This window comes from Microbacterium sp. ZW T5_56, from assembly GCF_044987425.1.
Lineage (GTDB): Bacteria > Actinomycetota > Actinomycetes > Actinomycetales > Microbacteriaceae > Microbacterium.
The window spans coordinates 16,117-35,497 of the sequence record NZ_JBJDRI010000017.1 but is presented as its reverse complement, the minus strand read 5'-3'; the positions used below and the strand labels follow the sequence as shown (position 1 = coordinate 35,497).

General features: G+C 69.2%; 17 protein-coding genes and 1 riboswitch. Of the genes, 3 read left to right on the top strand and 14 right to left on the bottom strand.

The window, feature by feature from the left end; all coding sequences use genetic code 11:
* Window positions 1–97: 97 nt before the first annotated feature.
* The 12 genes from ACI3KU_RS10010 to ACI3KU_RS09955 all read right to left on the bottom strand — a co-directional run bounded on the left by ACI3KU_RS10010 (window position 98) and on the right by ACI3KU_RS09955 (window position 12,552).
* Window positions 98–832, bottom strand: a complete 735-nt coding sequence (locus tag ACI3KU_RS10010) for an amino acid ABC transporter ATP-binding protein (protein ID WP_404922168.1) — start codon at window positions 830–832, stop codon at window positions 98–100.
* Window positions 829–1,689 (bottom strand): amino acid ABC transporter permease, encoded by an 861-nt coding sequence (locus ACI3KU_RS10005; protein WP_404922167.1) that lies wholly within the window; start codon window positions 1,687–1,689, stop codon window positions 829–831. The genes ACI3KU_RS10010 and ACI3KU_RS10005 overlap by 4 nt, the downstream gene beginning before the upstream one ends.
* A 56-nt stretch (window positions 1,690–1,745) precedes the next feature.
* The gene (locus ACI3KU_RS10000; protein ID WP_404922166.1) at window positions 1,746–2,621 is read right to left on the bottom strand and encodes a transporter substrate-binding domain-containing protein; all 876 of its coding nucleotides are present in this window, start codon (window positions 2,619–2,621) and stop codon (window positions 1,746–1,748) included.
* A 274-nt stretch (window positions 2,622–2,895) separates the two neighbouring features.
* Complete coding sequence (locus ACI3KU_RS09995) at window positions 2,896–3,360, bottom strand: cupin domain-containing protein (RefSeq protein ID WP_404922165.1); 465 nt, start codon at window positions 3,358–3,360, stop codon at window positions 2,896–2,898.
* A complete protein-coding gene (locus ACI3KU_RS09990) occupies window positions 3,357–4,667 on the bottom strand; it encodes an amidohydrolase family protein (protein WP_404922164.1) in 1,311 nt (436 codons plus the stop codon). The genes ACI3KU_RS09995 and ACI3KU_RS09990 overlap by 4 nt, the downstream gene beginning before the upstream one ends.
* A gap of 102 nt (window positions 4,668–4,769) precedes the next feature.
* Window positions 4,770–6,350, bottom strand: a complete 1,581-nt coding sequence (locus ACI3KU_RS09985; protein ID WP_404922163.1) for an adenosylhomocysteinase — start codon at window positions 6,348–6,350, stop codon at window positions 4,770–4,772.
* 24 nt (window positions 6,351–6,374) lie between these two features.
* Complete coding sequence (locus ACI3KU_RS09980) at window positions 6,375–7,178, bottom strand: energy-coupling factor transporter transmembrane component T family protein (RefSeq protein ID WP_404922162.1); 804 nt, start codon at window positions 7,176–7,178, stop codon at window positions 6,375–6,377.
* A complete protein-coding gene (locus ACI3KU_RS09975; protein ID WP_404922161.1) occupies window positions 7,175–8,617 on the bottom strand; it encodes an ABC transporter ATP-binding protein in 1,443 nt (480 codons plus the stop codon). The genes ACI3KU_RS09980 and ACI3KU_RS09975 overlap by 4 nt, the downstream gene beginning before the upstream one ends.
* A gap of 10 nt (window positions 8,618–8,627) precedes the next feature.
* Window positions 8,628–9,254 carry an ECF transporter S component gene (locus ACI3KU_RS09970; protein WP_404922160.1) on the bottom strand — a complete coding sequence of 209 codons (627 nt, stop codon included), beginning with the start codon at window positions 9,252–9,254 and terminating at the stop codon, window positions 8,628–8,630.
* Window positions 9,249–9,357: riboswitch (TPP riboswitch) on the bottom strand. Its footprint overlaps the gene before it by 6 nt.
* Window positions 9,358–9,419: 62 nt before the next feature.
* Window positions 9,420–10,724: a nitrate/nitrite transporter gene (locus ACI3KU_RS09965; RefSeq protein WP_404922159.1), complete on the bottom strand. Its 1,305-nt coding sequence runs from the start codon at window positions 10,722–10,724 to the stop codon at window positions 9,420–9,422.
* A 32-nt stretch (window positions 10,725–10,756) separates the two neighbouring features.
* A complete protein-coding gene (locus ACI3KU_RS09960) occupies window positions 10,757–11,803 on the bottom strand; it encodes a YbhN family protein (protein ID WP_404922158.1) in 1,047 nt (348 codons plus the stop codon).
* A complete protein-coding gene (locus ACI3KU_RS09955) occupies window positions 11,800–12,552 on the bottom strand; it encodes a glycosyltransferase family 2 protein (RefSeq protein ID WP_404922157.1) in 753 nt (250 codons plus the stop codon). The genes ACI3KU_RS09960 and ACI3KU_RS09955 overlap by 4 nt, the downstream gene beginning before the upstream one ends.
* A gap of 134 nt (window positions 12,553–12,686) precedes the next feature.
* Between ACI3KU_RS09955 and ACI3KU_RS09950 the strand changes: the two genes are divergently transcribed.
* Window positions 12,687–14,114, top strand: coding sequence for a D-alanyl-D-alanine carboxypeptidase (locus ACI3KU_RS09950; RefSeq protein ID WP_404922156.1), 1,428 nt, complete (start codon window positions 12,687–12,689; stop codon window positions 14,112–14,114).
* Window positions 14,115–14,120: 6 nt separating this feature from the next.
* Here ACI3KU_RS09950 and ACI3KU_RS09945 read toward each other — a convergent pair whose 3' ends face one another.
* Both ACI3KU_RS09945 and ACI3KU_RS09940 read right to left on the bottom strand, forming a co-directional pair.
* Complete coding sequence (locus tag ACI3KU_RS09945) at window positions 14,121–14,894, bottom strand: class II aldolase/adducin family protein (RefSeq protein WP_404922155.1); 774 nt, start codon at window positions 14,892–14,894, stop codon at window positions 14,121–14,123.
* A 54-nt stretch (window positions 14,895–14,948) separates the two neighbouring features.
* The gene (locus ACI3KU_RS09940; protein WP_404922154.1) at window positions 14,949–15,719 is read right to left on the bottom strand and encodes a DeoR/GlpR family DNA-binding transcription regulator; all 771 of its coding nucleotides are present in this window, start codon (window positions 15,717–15,719) and stop codon (window positions 14,949–14,951) included.
* Window positions 15,720–15,840: 121 nt separating this feature from the next.
* Here ACI3KU_RS09940 and ACI3KU_RS09935 point away from each other — a divergent pair, with 121 nt between their 5' ends.
* Together ACI3KU_RS09935 and ACI3KU_RS09930 are read left to right on the top strand one after the other, a co-directional pair.
* Complete coding sequence (locus tag ACI3KU_RS09935) at window positions 15,841–17,877, top strand: bifunctional aldolase/short-chain dehydrogenase (RefSeq protein ID WP_404922153.1); 2,037 nt, start codon at window positions 15,841–15,843, stop codon at window positions 17,875–17,877.
* A gap of 7 nt (window positions 17,878–17,884) precedes the next feature.
* Window positions 17,885–19,324 (top strand): rhamnulokinase family protein, encoded by a 1,440-nt coding sequence (locus tag ACI3KU_RS09930; RefSeq protein WP_404922152.1) that lies wholly within the window; start codon window positions 17,885–17,887, stop codon window positions 19,322–19,324.
* Window positions 19,325–19,381 lie beyond the last annotated feature (57 nt).

Genomic DNA, 19,381 nt, shown 5'->3' with positions numbered 1-19,381 from the left:
TCGCCCGGACGCGCCCCCTCAGCGCGATTCGGGTAGGTGCATCATGCACCTTCCGAACGCGTTACGCGAGGGGCACGCCGCAACGGCGAACGCGCGATCAGAGCACGCGGGACAGGAACTCGGCCGTTTCGGGGCGCTGCGGCGCATCGAAGATCTGCTCCGGCGGTCCCTGCTCGATGAGCACGCCGTCCTTGAGGAAAACGACCTGATCGGCGGCGCTGCGGGCGAAGGCCATCTCGTGCGTGGCCATCAGGATCGTGGTTCCCGACTCCTTCAACTCGCGCACCACGTCGAGGACTTCGCCGACCAGCTGAGGATCCAGAGCGCTGGTGATCTCGTCCAACAACAGCACCTGGGGGTCCGTCATCACGGCCCGCGCGATCGCGACGCGCTGCTGCTGTCCGCCCGACAGCCGGTCGGGATACGAGCCGGCCTTGTCACCGAGGCCCATCCGCTGCAGCAGCACCCGCCCGCGTCCCTCCGCCTGCGGCCGCGGCGTCTTGAACACCTTGCGAGCGGCGAGGGTGACGTTGTCGAGCACGTTCATGTGCGGGAACAGGTTGAAGTGCTGGAACACCACACCGATGCGGGCACGCACGAGGTCGGCGTTGACCCGCGGATCGGTGATGTCGTGACCCTCCAGGAGGATCTGGCCGTCGTCGATCTGCTCGATGAGGTTGATGGTCTTCAGCAACGTGGACTTTCCGGAACCGGACGCACCGATCAACACGATGACCTCGTGCCGGTGCACGGCGAGGTCGATGCCACGCAGCACCAGGTTTTCGCCGAAGCTCTTCTTCACGCCGCGGATATCGAGAACCAGCTCGGTCATACCAGGCCTCCCTGCTGCTCACGCTTCTGCGCTCGCGCCGAATACCAGTCCGTGAGACGGATCATCGGGAAGCTGATGAGTACGAAGAGCAGTCCCGCCACCACATATGGCGTGTAGTTGTAGGTGAGCGCGTTCTGGATCTGCGCGGCGCGGACGGCATCAACGGCACCCAGCACCGAGATCAGTCCCACGTCCTTCTGCAACGAGATGAAGTCGTTCATCAGGGCGGGAGTCACCTTGCGAACGCCCTGCGGCATCACCACCATGCGGAGCGTCTGCGCATGGGTGAGGCCCAGTGATCGCGACGCGGTGCGCTGGGACGGGTGGACGGCCTCCATGCCGGCACGCAGCACCTCGGACACGTAGGCCGAATAGGTGATGATCAGCGCGATGGTTCCCCACACGGCCATGTCGACCTTCGGGAAGATCCGCAGCGTGGGGATGCCGAAACCCACGAGGTACAGCACGATCAGCACCGGGATACCCCGGAAGAGGTCCACGTAGACGGTGGCAGCCGCGCGCAGCGGGAAGAAGACCGGGCCGCGAAGGCTCCGCACCACCGCCAGCACGGTCGCGAAGATCGCGACGCCGATCGTGGCGAAGAAGAGCACGCGGACGTTCAGCCACAGCCCCTGCAGGATCTTCGGGAACACCTCGATGCCGTACTCGACGTCGAAGAACGTCTTCTGCACGCTCGCCCAGCCCGGTGTGTTCACCAACACGAGCCAGATCACGATCGCGAAAATCAGAGTCGAGGCGAGGCTCAGCAGAACGGAACGGCGGGAACGCCGTGCCCGGAAGGCACGGCGTTCCCGTTCGATCTCACTGATCTCGGTGGGCGGACCACCAGCTGTCATGGGAGGACTCCTGTCCGCGTCGTCTCTGCGCAGCGTACGCCGTGAGACGCGCGTCCTTACTTGAGGACCGGAACCGCGGCCTCGGTGGAGAGCCACTTGGTGGTGATCTCCTCGAGCTTGCCCGACTCGCGAAGCGCGTCGACGGCGGCGGTCACGTCGGCCGTGAGCTTCGAGTCCTTCGGCAGCACGAAGGCGAGTTCGTCGCCCCCGGTGGTGTCGGCGAACTGTCCCACGATGGCCGAGCCCTCGACCTGCGCGCCCGTCACGTAGAACGCGGTGGGCAGGTCGGTGACGATGGCGTCGATCTGGCCGGACTGCAGCGCTGCGACCAGGTCGGCGTTGGTGTTGAACACCTGCGGCTCCGCACCGGTCGCGTCCACGAGCGTGGTGTAGCTGGTGGTTCCGACCATGACGCCGACCGACGCCTTCTTCAGCGCATCGATCGAGCCGAGGGTCTTCGCGGTGGCTTCATCCTTCGCCACGACCACCTGGGAGGTGGTGTAATACGGCGACGAGAAGTCGACGACCTTCGCGCGATCCTCGCTGATGGAGTACTGCTGGATGTTCAGGTCCCAGTCCTTCTCACCCGGCGTGATCGCCGCATCGAAGGTGGTGCGCACCCAGGTGATGTCATCGGTGGTGAAGCCGAGCTGCTCGGCGACCGCGCACGCGACGGCGGCCTCGAAGCCCTCGCAAGAGGCGGGGTCGTCGTTCTTGACCCACGGCTCGTAGGCGGGCTCACCAGTCGCGATGGTGAGCTTGCCCTCGACGACGGTGGGCAGCGACGACTCCGCACCGGCGATGGGCGTGCCGTCGGCGGTGGGGCCGGCGTCGGCCGAGGACCCAGTGGAGCAGGCGGAGAGGGCGAGCAGGCCGGCCGCAACACCGGCGACGACCAGCCCGTGACGGACGGAGCGGAGGATGGAAGGCATGACGGACCTCAGGATTCGGGAGTGCGCTCGGGAGCGGACTCGGTTTCGCGGCGGCGCATGAGCACGATCACGGACGCACGCGTGTGCTCGGGTTGATTCCAGGGTAGGCGGCCGGGTGCCGCGACGCCGAACACGGTGACGCACTGTTGCGGAACCGGTACCTGGGAGCGCGGATCGGCCGGGTGAAAGATCGAAAACGCTCCTGCCACGACACTGCGCGATGCGGTTTTCATCCCGCACCGGCACCGCTCGGGCATCGCTCGGTCGTCGCGCGTCAGGCAAGGGTGAAATCGGCGAAGCTGAAGCCGGGCGATACGACGCACGACACGAGCGCCTCTTCCGCCGCAGGGACCGTGCGCTGCCAGGTTCCGGCAGGAACCAGGACCTGCGGGTTCGCGGCATCAAGCACGTGAATCGGACCGTCCTGCGGGCCCTCGCCGTCACCGCCGTGCTGCACGCGAACGGGTCCGGGACCGTGCCACAGCCAGATCTCGTCGCTGGTCACGACGTGCCAGGCCGACGCCTCCCCCACCGGAAGCAGGAACAGGATCATGGTGGCCGCCGGACGGATGCCGCCGTGCGCGGTCACCTCCACCGGCGCGGTCCACGTGCGTCGGTACCAGCCGCCCTCCGGATGGGGCTCCAGCTGCAGATCCGCCGCGCGCTGCGGCACCGCGATCCACTCGATGAGCTCTCCGTCGGGAGTCCGGCGGGCCACACGCGCATCGCTGTCAGTCATTCGTTCTCCTTCGAAAAGGACGTCTCGCCGGCGATCACGGTGCGGATCGCACGGCCGGCACCGTCTTCCGCGAGCGCGGCAAGCCCGTCGGCCATTCCCGCCTCTCGACCGAGGTCGACGTCGTCGAGCCGGAAGCAGGCGAGGTCCGCACGCGCTCCCACGGCCAGGTAGCCGGTGCGATCCGGGCCCACATCGATGCCCATCGCGTGTGCACCGCCGAGAGTGGCAGCCGACAGCAGCCGCTCGTGCAGGTCGCGGTCGGCGTAGCCCTGCGCGCGAGCGATGCGCACGAGCGCCGCCACGTCCGCCATCAGATCCAGCGATGGACTGGAGGAGAGCGAGTCAGTGCCGACGGCGACGGGGCTGCCCTCGCGCAGATAGGCGGCCACCGGTGGCGCGTCGAGACCGATCACGTCGTTCGAGCGCGGGCACAGCGCCACCGATGTGCCACGGGCACGCAGCAACGCGCGGTCGGAGGCCGTCATGTAGACCCCGTGCGCGACGTGGCAGTCCGGGCCGAGCACGCCGAGCTGATCCACGAACTCCGTGGCACTGGCACCGAAGCCCGCAGCGCGCAGGGACTGGAAGCTCTCCAGCTTGGCGAAGCGCCAGGGATCGCCGGGGTCCGTTCCCGGCCGCTCCCCCTCGAAGGCGCTCTCGCCCAGGTGCAGATGTGTGCGAAGCCCGCGAGCGCGGACGATGTCGGGGATCTCCAGCAGCGGTTCGGTATCCAGCGAGTATGGCGCGTGCGGCGACAGGCCGGCACCGGGCACGGGCGGAATCCGATCGAGCTCGGCGATGATCAGCTCGCGCCCGCGAGCGGCCCAGTCCTCGTTGGTCCAGCTCATCACCTCCCAGTAGGTGATGCCGCCCAGGCCCGTCTCGCCCAGCACGGGCAGCGCCGCGGCGTCGGTGACGATGTCGGCCACGGAGGTGATGCCCGCTCGGATCATCTGCCGCGCGCCCACCACGGCATCCGCGTGCCAGTCGTGCGGGCCCTCGTACACCGCGTCGAAGGCGTCGGCCCAGTCGTCGAAACCCGCGTATCGCCCCTGCCCGACCTCGGACATTCCGGAGTACTGCAGGTGCGAGTGCGCGTTCACGAGCCCGGGAAGGAGCGCGCCGTCGACGCGGACCTCGTCGAAGCGCTCGCCGCGATCGGTGAGCATGTCGCGCACCCAGGCGCGCTCGCCGACGTGGAGGATCCGGCCGTGGCGCACCGCGACGGCTCCGTCCCGCATCGCGGGTGCGGTCATCGGCACCACGAGACGGGCGGAGTACAGGGTGATGTCGCTGGCGTCGGTCATGGTTCTCTCGGGTTCATGCACACTCCGCGAGACACCCAAGCAAGTCCGAGAAACCCTGCGTTGCGGGGTTTCTCGGACTTGCTTGGGTGTTTCGGGACGGGGTCATGGGGTGGGGCGCGGACGGGGGCGCGCGGTGGGGAAACGGGCTGGGAGCCAGTCGGCGTCTGCCGGGGTGGATGCGGTGCGGGTGGGAACCGGACGGTCGAGCAGGAGCGCGGCGATCGCCTCGTCCTCGGCCGCAGGCAGCGGGTGCACCCCGGGGTCCGGGAACGCACCCTCCGCGAGCAGGCGCGCGGCGGCGAGCTGGGCGGCGAACGAGTAGTCCATGATCTGCACGGGGTTGCCTTCGCCGGCCGTGATGTTGATGCACCCTCCGCGATCGAGCACGAGAACGGTGTGCGCGTCCTCCAGCCGCAGCCGCTCCACCTTCGGCGCGAGTTCGGATTCCCACTCCCCACCCGCCGACAGCTCGATCTCGTCGATGACTCCGCCCGCCACCGCGAACACGGTGTCGGGCGGTGCCGTGCGCAGCAGCTGCGTAGGCACCGTGCCCGCCATGCCGGTCGCGGAGATGACGATGCCACCGCGCGCGACAGCCGCCGCGGCCTCGGTCGTCGGATAGCCGGCCGAACGCGCTTCGAGCTCTCGCACCGGGTCGTGCTCCACCACCGTGACCTCAGCGCCGAGAGCGCGGGCGTGCTGCGCGACGCCCTCCCCGACGGGACCGTAGCCGATCACCGTGACCGGCGATCCGGCGAATCCGCGACCGATCCCGTCGAGCAGATCGGCGATAGCGAAGACGCACGACTGTCCGGTGCCATAGCGGTTGTCGAAGCGAGTCTTCATACGCGCATCGTTGACGGCCACGACGGGAATCGTCAGCGCGTCGCCCATCGCCCGCAACGGGCGCAGGCCGCTGGTGGTCTCCTCCGCAGCGCCCCGCAGTGCCACGCCGTCGAGCTGCGCGAGCCGGATCAGGTGCGATCCGTCGTCCAGCAGGAAGTCGATACCCTCCGCTAGGAACGCGCGCGCATGGGCGAGCTGCCGCGACTCATCGGTGGAGGCGTGCACCGTGAAGCCACGACGACGCAGCGCATCGGCGATGGCAGGATCCGTCTCGTCGGCGTGAGCATAGAGCACCACGTGGGCGCCCGCTGCACGCAGGAACAGGGCAAGATTCGCCGTCTTGGGCTCCAGCACCATGCTGATCCCGAACCTCGTTCCGGCGAGGGCGCTGCCGAGTCGCCGGGTCTGTGCCGTGCACGCGGGCATGAAGTCATGCGCCCACCGCAGGCGGGCGTCCGCATCGTCGACGTCGGTACGCGGGGTTCGGCGAGCGCCCGAGGGCAGCACGCGTGTCAGCCGATCGCCCTCACGGAACGCGAGGAACGGGCTGCGAGTGTTCTCAGCCTGCGCCCGCGCCCCGGGTTCGAAGGCTGCCGCATCGCCGCATTCGATCACCACCGCACCGTCGGCGAGGTCCCGAGCCGTGAGACGAATGCCGGCATCACCGTCCGCGTAGACGTATTGCGCGTCACGAACGTCGCAGATCACCGCGCCGAGGCGGCGTAGGAGATCCTCGAGCGGAGGGTGGGCGGGCACCACCGCGGTGCGCTGCCCGGAGACGACGAGGTTTCCCGCCGCGGCGAATCGGCGGACGATTCGTTCGGGCGCTTCGTGCACCCCTCCAGCGTACCGACGACGCGGTCAGCCTGGAGCGAGGACGAAGCTGAACGATCCGGTGGCGATGGACGCTGTCAGCGCCACCGCCGAGATCAGCGCGGCCACCGCCATGAGGGTGACGTCTGCACCGCCGAAGGGCGACGGACGCGACCAGCTGCGCGCATTGGACGAGCCGAAGCCACGAGCCTCCATGGCGGTCGCGAGTTTCGTGCCGCGGCGGATCGCCAAAACGAACAGCGCGAAGGCCGTGCCCAGGACGCGACGGATGCGTCCCTGATCGGCGACGCCCCGCGCACGGCGAGCGAGCCCGAGCGAGCGCACATCGTCCGCGAGCAGGCCGAGCAGCCGCATCCCGGCGAGGGCGCCGAGCACGAAACGGCTCGGCAGCCGCAGGCGCTGTGACAGCGCGTCGGCGAGGTCGGTCGGGTCGATGGAGGCGAACAGGGCGATCGAGGGCAGCCCGATGGCGAACAGCCGGATCGTGGTGGCGAGCGCCAGCTCCAGCGAACCCTCGCTCACGTGGATCGCGCCCCACTCGAAAAGCTCGGCCCCGGAACTGCGTCCGTACAGGCCGATGCCGACCGCCGCTGCAGGAGCCGCGACCCACACCGGAATCGTTCGCAGGAAGAACTCCCTCGGACGCAGTCCCGACGCGAACACGAAGCCGAGCCCGAGCAGCAGCGCGACCGACGCGGAGACGACGTCGAGCGTGAGGATCAGCGGCAGCGCCAACAGCAGGGACGCGCCGAGTTTCGCCAGCGGCGACCGCGGCGCGATCGGACCGCCACGCTGGCGGGTGGTGGTGCCGACCGGCATCGCGAGAGTCATGTGTCCGCCCCCACGCGGACGGTGCGGGCATGCAGCGCGGTGAGCACGTCGGCGTCGTGTGTGACGGCGACGATCGCTCGGCCCTCGTCGCGAAGCTCCGCCATCAGCGCGACCAGCTCCGCCCAGGTGACCGCATCCTGACCGAAGGTCGGCTCATCCAGCGCGATCACCCGCGGACCGGTGGCCAGCACCGCGGCGACCGTCAACCGGCGCTGTTCCCCACCCGAGAGCGTGTAGGGATTGGCATCCGCGAGACGATCCAGTCGCAGGCGCGCGAGCAGCTCATCGACCCGGATGCGAATCTCCGCCTCGGAGCGCTTCAGGGCGCGCAGTCCCACCTCCAGTTCGCCGCGCACAGTGGTGGCGAGCAGCTGGTGCTCGGGCTCTTGGAACACCATTCCGATCCGCGTGAGCAGTTCGCGCGAGCGCCAGCGGTACGGGTCGCTGCGCAGGCCGTCGGACAGGTCGGCGGCCGCCGTCACCGTGCCCGCAGACCGTCGGATGAGACCGGCGAGGGTCAGTGCCAGCGTCGACTTGCCGGCACCGTTTCGCCCCACGATGCCCAATGCCTCACCGGCACGCACCTCGACATCGAGCGGTCCGGCGACGGGGTGGCCGGGGACGCGAGCCACGGCAAGCGCAGTGGCGCGAAGCAACGTCGCACCCGGTGCGGACACGGGAGCGGCGGGGCGACGAGGCGGATGATCCGGCACCCAGACGCCGGCAGCGGCTAACTCCGCGCCGCGATCACCGAGTACGCGATCCACGGGTCCGTCGGCGATCACTCCGCCCTCACCCAGCACGATGATCCGGTCGATCACCGGCAGCCAGGCCTCGATCCGATGCTCCACCACCAGCAGCGTGGCACCGGTGGACTCCAGCGCCCGACGGACAGCCCCCTGCACCTCGGCGACCCCCTCCGGATCGAGGTTCGCGGTGGGTTCGTCCAGCACGATCGCGCCCGGCTGCATGGCGAGGACGCCGGCCAGCGCGAGACGCTGCTTCTGGCCTCCGGACAGGGCGGAGGTGGAGCGGTCGAGGGCGACATCGAGCCCGACCTCATCCAGGGCCCGACGCACGCGCATCGGGACCTCGTCTGCCGCAACGCCCAGGTTCTCGGGTCCGAAGGCGACATCGTCACCGACCCGCGACAACACCGCCTGCGTGTCCGGGTCTTGCAGCACGAGTCCGACGCGACCGCGGACGGCGGTGGCCGGGGATCCGTCGACGAGGAGCTCACCACGGGCCTCACCCTCGTCGTCGCCGCCGAGCACGCCACCGAAGGCGTGCAACACCGTCGACTTGCCGGATCCGGAAGCACCCAGCAGCAGCACACGTTCCCCCGGCTCCACCCGGAAGGTCACGTCGGTCACCGCCCAGGCCTTGCGGGTGGCGTATCGCCCCCCCCAGTCCCGCGCTTCCAGCGCCACCGCCGTCATCGCGGCCGATTCAGACGCGCGCGGCGGCTTGGCGCCCGGCGGCGAAGCGCGAGAGCGCGCCCGTCTTGGCCAGCGCCTTCGTGATGAGCCAGCCGCCGATTCCCGCGATCACCGCACCGGAGATGGTCGTGCTGATGATGTACACGGTCGTGAACAGCGAGTCCATGCCGGCGTACCAGAGGATGCGGTCGTTGATGCCGCAGGCGAGACCCGCGGCGGCGCCGGCGAGCGCAGCCACCGGCAGGTTCCACACGCGGTACAGGAACAGCAGGAAGATGAGCTCCGCGCCCAGCCCCTGCACCGCGCCGGAGACGACGGTCAGGCCCGACCACTGCGCGCCGAGGAGCGCAGAGATGGACGCGGCCACGAGTTCCGCGTAGATCGCGGCACCGGGCTTTCGCACGATGAACCCGGCGAGCACGCCGGCGATCAGCCAGGGGCCGGCCAGCAGACCCTGCACGCCGGGAAGCAGCGGCTTGAGCAGCGCAGACGGTCCCTCATAGGCGACGTTCCAGATCAGGAACAGGGCGGCGCAGGCCACCGCGATGACGCTGGCCACGACGATGTCGACCACCCGCCAGCGGGTGTCGATGCGGCGAGCCGCTGCGTGCAGCTGTGGAGACGTGGATGAATGCACGAAAATATTCCCTTCCTTCGCCGGCATGACCCGGATCAGGTTCAACGGTCGAAGCGCGATCGCTTCCTCTCAGCCCTCGACGAGGACTCCCGTGGTGTCCCCCGAGTATAGCCATCCCCGAGCGCAGCGGTCCGGGGGGGGACCCGGAGCGTCATCGGGAAGGTGTCAGCGTGGGCGCGTGAGACCCATCATCCGGCGCACCAGACGCCGTTCGCGCAGGATCATGGCCGCCCCGAGCAGCCACAGCGGCACCTGTGTCAGCATCGCGATGCGGAACGCGTCCAGGCTGTAGTGGGTCGGATCCCCGGCACCCTGCAGGTCCATGGCCAGCCCGATGAACAGGATCGCAAGCAGCCCCGCGAGGAAACCGCCACCGTTCACGATGCCGGTGGCAGTCGACAGCCGATGCTCCGGGTTGTAGGTGCGGGCGTGGTCGAACGCGATCATCGACGCAGGGCCGCCCGTTGCGAGAGCCAGGGCCAGCAGGATCAGGATCCACAGCGGAGCGGGCCCGGGCCAGACCAGCACGATCACCCACATCAGCAGCTGCAGTCCCACGGTGGGCAGCACCAGCATGTTCGAGCGGCGCAGTGGATGCCTGCTCGACAGCGCGCCGAGGATCGGCCCCACCGCCATGCCGAAGACCACGTACAGATTGGTGACCACCGAGGCCGCGGAGGTGCTCAACCCCTCCCCCTCGGTGAGGAAGGGAACGCCCCACAGCATGATGAACGCGGTGCCGGCGAAGGGCGTCGTGAAGTGCGACCAGAAGCCCAGGCGCGTGCCCGGGTGCGCCCACGCGTCGGCCACGCTCTGTCGCAGGTCGATGGAGGAGCGAACCACGCGGATCGCACCGGTGTCGGTGTTGACCGAGACATCCTCCTGTCGCTCCGGCGGGCGATTGCGGATCACCGCGAAGACGAGAATCGCGAACAGCACTCCGAGGCCGGCGAGTGAGCCGAACGCGATGGACCAGGTCGTCGCGTGCAGCAGTGCTGCAAGCGGAACGAGCGCCAGCAGCTGCCCGGCCTGCCCCACGATGCCGGTGAGCTGAACCAGCAGCGGCGCGCGCTGGGCGGGAAACCACGTCGCGACCACGCGCAGCACGCTGGGGAAGACGGCGGCATCACCGGCCCCGAGCAGCATCCGGGCGAGGATCGCGATGCCCACATTGGGTGCGAGCGCCATCACCAACTGGCCGACGGCCATCAGGATCATGCCGACCGTGATGATCGGACGCGCGCCCCACCGGTCGAGCATGAGGCCCACGGGGATCTGCGCGAGACCGTAGACGGCGAGCTGCAGCACGGCGAACATCGCGAGCGTGGAGGCATCGGCCCCGAAGTGGTGCGCGGCATCGACGCCCACCGCGCCGAGAGACGTGCGGTTCGCGACGGAGAGCACATAGGCGGCGACACCCGTGGTCCAGATTGCCCAGATCCGCCAGGAGGTTCCGCTCGTCCCCGTCATGATCGCACCCGCATGCCTCCAGTTTACTGTGGTCAGACCACAGGGGCGGCGGCGCTCGATCTCGTCACGCTGTGCTGGTAGAAGGCCCACCCGAACACGATCGTGCCCAGCAGCAGGATCACTCGTGTCAGCGTGATCGCGGCCACGACGGTCGCTCCGGGCAGTCCTCCCGACACCAGCAGACCGATCATGACGAGCTCATAGCCGCCGATGCCGTTCGGCGTCGCGACCACCATGCTCACCACGGTGGCCATGCCGTACGCCACGAACACCAGGGCGGGATCGGGCCAGAGTCCGAACGACGCCAGGCCCACCCAGAACAGTCCCGCATCACACGCATGCACGAGGAACGTCCAGAGGAAGGGAGCCAGCAGCGCCCGGGGCTGCTCCAGCACGGCACGCAGCTCCAGATGCAGGCCGTCGAAGAACCGCACCAGCACGATCGGCGCCACCAGCTGCGGGCGTCCGACCCGGCGCCCCACGGCATTCACCAGTGCCGCGAGCCGCCCCGCGAAGCGATGGACGGGACGACGGCGACGCAGCAGCAGCACGCCACCCACGGTCACCACCAGGGCCAGCCCGCCGACTCCGGCGGCAACCCACAACAGCAGCGGGGTGCCGCGACCGCTCAGGATCAGCCAGGCGGAGCACACCACGAGCACGATGGTGAACGAGACGAAGGTGACACCGAATCGGGCTAGCTGCGCGAGGGTGCCCTTCGCCGGAGCCACTCCCAGGGTCGCCAGCTTCCAGCTCGCGTAGGTGATGCCGGCGGCACCTCCCGAGGGCAGCATGTGGTTCGCGAAGTTGAACTCCAGCGACATCCGCATCGCCGCCAGCGGATGCAGCCCGCGCAGCTCACCGCGAGCGCGCAGGTAGGAGAACAGCGACTCCCCGGTCACCGCGAAGCTTGCCAGCTGCACCGGGATCAGCAGCGCCATCACCCAGGGATTGACCTGCGGCAGGCTGTGGAACGCCGCTACCACCGTGGGCCAGGCGCCGATGACGATCGCGATCACCAGCACCGCAGTGATCGCACTGACCCAGAATCGGGGCGATCGATACCACCGCCGGGTCACGACATGAGTTCTTCCGCCTGCGCCCACCGCTTCGGATTGCCGAAGCGATGCCGCGCCAGGGTCATGCTGTCGGTGGCGTAATAGCGCGCCAGCTTCTCCCGGTCAATGGATCGGAACAGCCGAGCCTTCACCATCATGTTGGGCGAGAACCGCAGGGCGTGTCCGGTGCGAAGGAGCGCGATCGTGACATCCACATCCTCGCTCACCCGGTCATCCCCCATACTCACGAGCCGGCGCGCGGCCAGCCACGCCTCACGCCGCAGCGCACTGTTGAAACCGTAGAGCATCGGCTGCACCCCGATGCTGCGCTGGTGCCAGAACCGGAAGCCTCGATACCACCACGAGAACCAGAACCGCTCTCCGGGCGAGAGCTCGGCGATGGCCGCCCCACCACCCTGGGCGTCCACCCGCGAGGAGCGGAAGTCGGCGCGGATCTGCTCGATCCAGTCCGAGCGCACCAGGGTGTCGGCGTCGATTCGGGCGATGACATCGAACCGCGCCGCATCGAAACCGGTCTGCCGTGCGTAGGTGATCCCCTGCCGCTCCTCACGCAGCACACGCACCCGCGCGAAGCGACTCGCGATCGCGGCGGTGTCATCGGTGCTGGCGTTATCCACGACGATGATCTCGTCTGGCAGGTCCGTCTGCTGGAGCAGCGCCGTCAGACAGCGAGCGATGATCGGCGCCTCGTTGTAGACGGGGATCACCACCGAGATGCTCGGCGGCCGGGACTCCTCTGTCGCAGTCATCCCGCCATTCAAACGTGATCGATAGGAAATTGCAGTAATGCTCAGGGGTGATTCGGGGTCGAGCCCAGGGGACCTCTCAGGGTGGAGGCCACTCCACCAGGGCTCCCCCGGCGACGTCACGGTACGTTAGGCGAGTGCACTCTGCCTCACCCACCGGACCCGCTACCCGAGGGTCCGCCGACGCGGCCGCGCTTGTCGCGGATTCGTCCGCGGTTGACGATGCTCCTTCGGCTTCGGCGGAGCCGGAGCCCGCGCCGAGCGGACCGACCACGCGCGCCCTGGAGTGGGTGGATCCCGCATCCATTGCCGCAGAGCCGGCGGGTGCCACTCTCGTCGCGCGCGACCTGCTCACCGGGGTGGGCTTGCCACGCGCCCGCAGCGGCTGGATCCCGGGTGCCATCCTGGTCGCCATCGTCGGCGGATATGTGGCGACGACGCTGCTGTGGCCGCTCGGATCGGTTCCCCCCACCGTCGCTCCGATCGCCGTGGAGCCGGCCGTCGCCAGCACGCAGCAGCCCGTGTGGCCCGCGGTCGGCTCGGCCGCGATCGGCTATGAGGGTGGCCCGACCTACGCCTCCACGGCCGAGCGGACGCAGATGGCGAGCATCACGAAGATCGTGACCGTGATGACGGTGCTCGACACGGAGCCGCTGGAGCTCGGCCAGACCGGTCGGGAGTTCTCCTTCACGCAGTCTGACAGCGATGCGTACTGGGATTACCTGCGCTCAGACGAGTCCGCGCTGGATGTTCCCGTCGACGGGACGCTCACGGAGTACCAGATGCTCGAGGGCATCATCCTGGGTTCGGCCGGCAACTACACCGATCGACTGGCGCAGGAGTTCTGGCCGACGGATGCCGACTACGTGGCGGCCGCAGACGCGTGGCTGGCGAAGGTCGGACTCACCGAGATCACCGTGGTCGAGCCCACCGGCATCGACCACGAGAACACGGCGACTCCGGAGGCGCTGATCCGCCTTGCGGAGGTCGCACTGCAGAACCCGGTGGTGGCCGAGATCGCCGCGAAGCAGAGCACGGAGCTGCCCGGTGCCGGCTTGGTCACCAACACCAATGGCATCATCGGCGACCCGGGAGTCGTCGGGCTGAAGACCGGAACCCTCGAGGGCTACAACCTGCTGTCGGCGAAGGACCTCGACATCGCCGGCACCCGCGTGCGTGCGTTCGCGGTGGCGCTGGATCAGGAGAGCTCTGATGACCGTGACGCGGTATCGCGATCGCTGTACGACCAGTTGACCGCGCTGCTCGCTCCGGCTACGGCCGTGCCGGCGGGCACCGAGGTCGCGACGGTGACCACGACGTGGGGAGCGACGAGCACGGTGCGCACCGCGGCGGATGCGAATGTCAGCCTCTGGCAGAAGCTGCCGACGGTGACGCGCGAGCTGAAGCTCGACGAAGACACCTCCGCGGGCGCGAAGGCGGGGACCCTCACCGTGACGGGCGCGCTCGGTGCCAGCACGGTCGATCTGGAGTTGACGGACGAGCTTCCCGGTCCCGACGCCTGGTGGCGACTGACCCACCCCGTGGAGCTGTTCGGCCTGAACTGAGTTCGCTCAGGCGCTGCGGCCCGACAGGTGCGCGCTGCGCTCGATGAAGTCCGGGCGCTGGAAGTAGTGCGCCACTCGTTCCGGATCGATGGGCGCGATACCACCGGCAGACAGCGCCCCGACGCGAACACGCGCGCTCTTCACAGCCATCGTCGACACCGCCTCGATTCCGTCGACGGTGTCCGAGGCCGCGATGATGCCGTGATTTCCCAGCAGCACCAGCGACGGGACCCGGCCGTGCTGTGCCACATAGTCCGCGATCGCCTCCAGCACCACGCGACCGAGTTCGATGCCCGGCTCCGCGTAGGGAACATAGAGCGGGACGCCCAGCGTCAGCAGCTCCTCCGTGTAGACCGGCCCCGCGAACGCCACAGGTGCGTGCACGCTCGCCAGCAACGACACCACGGCCGTCGGGTGCGTGTGGGCGACGAAGCGGACGTCGCTGAAAGCACGGAACGCGACGTGCACCAGCGTCTCGATCGAGGCCTTGCGCAGCACGCCATCGGCCACGGCCGTCAGGGCGGCGCTGAGCTCCTCCTGGGACGACGAGGCGTCGCGCATGATCGAGATCAGAGGCTCGACATCGACGACGACGAAGTCGTCCCGCCCGGCAACGCTCATCGCAGACCCGGAGGCCTTGACGACGATGGTGCCGGGGGCGACGAGCTCACTGGTGTTGCCCTCCGCCATGATCACGAGGTCACGGTGGGGCTCACCTAGGGAACGGGTGAGGCCCACGAGGGCGTCTGAGACGGTGGACGGGTCGATGCGAGCGGTCATGCGGAACTCCTTCGGTGCGCGGGACGCGGGGGATACTCGGTGGGTGATCGCCGATCACTCGGCGGCGGAGATGGGCTCCACGCGGACGCCGACGCGCTGCCAGTCCTCGAGCAGGCTCGGCGGCGCGTGATCGGTGATGATGTGGCCGATGCGATCCGCTGCGATCACCGGGTGCATGCCGAACCCGGTGAATTTCCGGGCATCGGCGAGCACCACGACCTGATCCGCGATGGCGGCCATGGCCCGTTTGGTCTCGGCCTCCGCCACGGACGCCTCCAGCAGTCCGCGCTCGATCGACAGCCCGGCGGCCCCGAAGAACGCGGTGCGGATCCGGCCATAGCCGAGCAGCGCGCTCGGATCGGCACCGGTGGTCGCCTCGCTCGCCCGCCGGACCGCGCCACCGAGCAGCACGATCTCGGCGTCGGACTGCGCCGAGAGGAGACCGGCGATGCGCAGGGAGTTGGTGATGACCGTGAGCTCGCGTCGGGCAAGCAGCTCCAGCGCGAAGAAGTACGAGGTGGTGGAGGCGTCGACGGCGATGGCCGCTCCGTCCGGAACGAGCGCGGCCGCGGCCGCCGCAATCCCCTGCTTCGCTCGCACGCCCTGCGCGAGGCGGTCACCGAAGGCGCCCTCAACCCCGGCGCGCAGCGAACGAACGCCGCCTCGAGTGCGCTCCGCGAGGGCTCGTCGTTCCAGGCTCTCGACGTCCTTGCGCACGGTGACAGCGGACACGCCGAGAACGGAGACCAGATCGAGCACGGTGACCTCTTCACGGTCCTCCAGGATCTCCAGGATCCGCAGCCCGCGATCGTCCGCTTCAGACATGGTCACCACCTTCCTCGGCCAGTCTGCCATGAATAGAGAGTTTCAAACGAAACTATTTTGTTTGACGAACGAAAGCTAGCGCGCTACCGTGGCAGGACATCGTCGCGCATGAAGGAGCCTCATGACCACCCCCGCCGTCACCGATCTGCTCTCCCGCAGCAACCGCCTGGGAGCCGACTCGCGCATCACCAACTACGCGGGCGGCAACACGTCCGCGAAGGGCACCGAAACGGACCCGGTCACCGGCGAGCCGGTCGAGCTGCTCTGGGTCAAGGGCTCCGGCGGCGACCTGGGCACGCTCACCGAGCCCGGCCTCGCCGTGCTGCGCCTGGACCGCTTCCGCAAGCTGGTGGACGTCTACCCGGGCGTCGACCGTGAAGACGAGATGGTCGCGGCCTTCGACTACTGCCTGCACGGCAAGGGCGGCGCCGCTCCCTCCATCGACACGGCCATGCACGGACTCGTCGACGCGGCGCACGTGGACCATCTCCACCCCGACGCCGGCATCGCGATCGCCACGGCGGCCGATGGCGAGCAGCTCACCGGCACGATCTTCGGCGACAAGGTGGTGTGGGTGCCGTGGCGTCGCCCCGGCTTCCAGCTGGGCCTGGACATCGCGGCCATCAAGGAGCAGAACCCGCAGGCCATCGGCACGATCCTCGGCGGCCACGGCATCACGGCCTGGGGCGACACCTCGGAGGAGGCCGAGGCCAACAGCCGCTGGATCATCGACACCGCCACGGCTTACATCGCCGAGCACGGCGACCCGGCCCCGTTCGGCGGCGTCGTCGCCGGGTTCGAGGCTCTGCCGGAGGCGGAGCGCCGTGAGCGCGCCGCCGCCCTCGCCCCCACCCTGCGCGCCATCGCCTCGCACGACAAGCCGATGATCGGCCACTTCACCGACAGCGACGCTGTGCTCGACTTCCTCGCATCGGAGAAGCTCGCACCTCTGGCCGCGCTGGGCACCTCGTGCCCCGATCACTTCCTGCGCACCAAGGTCAAGCCGCTGGTGCTGGACCTGCCCACCACCGCCACGATCGATGAGGCTCAGGCCCGCCTGGCGGAGCTGCACGAGCAGTACCGCGCCGACTACGCGGCCTACTACGACGCGCATGCCACCGCCGACTCGCCCGCGATGCGCGGCGCGGACCCGCTCATCATCCTGATTCCGGGCGTGGGCATGTTCTCCTACGGCAAGGACAAGCAGACCGCGCGGGTCGCGGGTGAGTTCTACGTCAACGCGATCAACGTGATGCGCGGCGCCGAGGCGCTGTCGACGTACTCCCCCATCTCCGACGCGGAGAAGTTCCGCATCGAGTACTGGGCACTGGAGGAGGCGAAGCTGCAGCGGATGCCGAAGCCGAAGTCCCACGCCGGCCGCATCGCCTTCGTGACCGGTGCCGCGTCGGGCATCGGCAAGGCCATCGCCACTCGCCTGGCCGCCGAGGGCGCCTGCGTCGTGGTCGCCGATCTGGATCTGGAGAAGGCGCAGGCGGCTGCTGCCGAGCTCGGCAACACCGACGTCGCGATCGGCGTCGCGGCGAACGTGGCGAACGCAGACGCCGTCCAGGCCGCGCTCGATGCCGCCGTGCTGGCCTTCGGTGGAGTCGACCTCGTCGTCAACAACGCGGGCCTGTCGCTGTCCAAGCCGCTGCTGGAGACCACCGAGGCGGACTGGAACCTGCAGCACGACGTGATGGCCAAGGGTTCGTTCCTGGTGTCGAAGGCCGCGGCCAAGATCCTCATCGAGCAGAAGCTCGGTGGCGACATCATCTACATCTCGTCGAAGAACAGCGTGTTCGCCGGCCCGAACAACATCGCCTACTCCGCCACCAAGGCCGACCAGGCTCACCAGGTGCGTCTGCTCGCGGTGGAGCTCGGCGAGCACGGGGTGCGTGTCAACGGCATCAACCCCGACGGCGTGGTTCGCGGCTCCGGAATCTTCGCCTCGGGCTGGGGTGCAAACCGCGCCGCCACTTACGGCGTGAAGGAAGAGGACCTGGGCCAGTACTACGCCAACCGCACCATCCTCAAGCGCGAGGTCGTGCCGGAGAACGTGGCCGACGCGGTGTTCGTCCTCACAGGTCCCGAGCTCACCCGCACCACCGGCCTGCACATCCCGGTGGACTCGGGGGTCGCGGCGGCTTTCCTGCGATGATCGAGCGATGACCGTCCACGCAGCGATCGACCTCGGCGCGTCCAGCGGGCGCGTCATCATGGCCGAAGTCACTCCGCAGGGCTTCCGACTGGATGCGCCCGCGCGGTTCGAGAACCCCGTCGTTCGGGAGCACGGTTCGCTGCGCTGGGACATCACGCGCACGTGGGCCTCGGCATTGACCCGCCTTGCCGAGGCCCACCTGCGCGCGCCGATCGACTCGGTGGGGGTGGACACCTGGGGCGTCGACTACGGCATTGTCCGCGATGGCCTGCTCACGGCGAATCCGCACCACTACCGGGACGAACGGACCGCGGAGGCCGTGGCCGCCGTGGCCGCGCGCCTCGATCCGACCGAACAGTTCCGGATCTCCGGCGTGGAGCCCATGCCGATCAACACCATCTACCAGCTGGCCGATGATGTGGCCCATAACCGGCTCCACCCCGGTGACAGCGTGCTGCTGACCGCGGATCTGTTCTCCTCCTGGCTGTCCGGTGTGCAGATCGCGGAACGGACCCTCGCATCGACCACCGGGCTGATCGACACGGTCTCCCGCTCGTGGGATCCGCGCCTGGTGGACGCGGCGCGAATCCCCGCCGGTGTGCTGGCGGAGCTGGTGGACGCGGGCACCGTGCTGGGCCGCCTCACCCTCCACTCCCCGGTCGCGGCGGCCGCGTCGGAGCTCCCTGCCGCGGCCGCCGCCTTCGCGAGCAGGCCGCCCCAGGTCGTCGCCGTCGCCGCCCACGACACCGCATCCGCCGTCGTTGCGACGCCGCTGGCCGGTGCCGGTTCGGCCTACATCTCCTGCGGAACATGGGGGCTGGTGGGAGTGGAGACGAACACCCCGGCCCTGTCGGACGCCGCTCGACGGGGCGGATTCACCAACGAGCTCGGCGCGGACGGTCGCGTGCTGCTGCAGCGCAATTCGATGGGCACGTTCATCCTCACCGAATCGCTGCGGACCTGGCGAGAGGCCGGCCACGACCTCGACCTCACCGCCCTTCTGGAGGCGGCGGCGTCCGCACCGGTCGCCGCGGTGTTCGACGTCGACGATCCGCGGTTCTCGCCCCCGGGAGACATGCCGTCTCGGATCGCCGCCTGGTACCGCGAGCGCGGCCTGCCCGCCCCGTCGACGCCGGCAGAGGTGTGCCGCGCCATCGTCGAATCGCTCGCTCACGCGTTCGCAGAAGCGGCGCACGCCGCTGCCGATCTCGCCGGGACGCCGCTGCGTACGATCCACGTCGTCGGCGGGGGAAGCCAGAACGTCCTCCTGTGCCGTCTGCTCGCCCAGCGCGCGGGTGTGGCCGTCGAAGCGGGGCCGGTGGAGGCCACCGCGATCGGAAACCTCCTCGTGCAGGCGCGCGCCATCGGCACGCTCACCGGAGACGTCGATGCCCTGCGGGCGCTGATCCGGACCGCCGTATCGCCCATCCGCTACGAACCTCGCTGAGCGGGATCCTTACCGCACGACACAACGGGGGCCCGGAATCCGGGCCCCCGTTGTGTC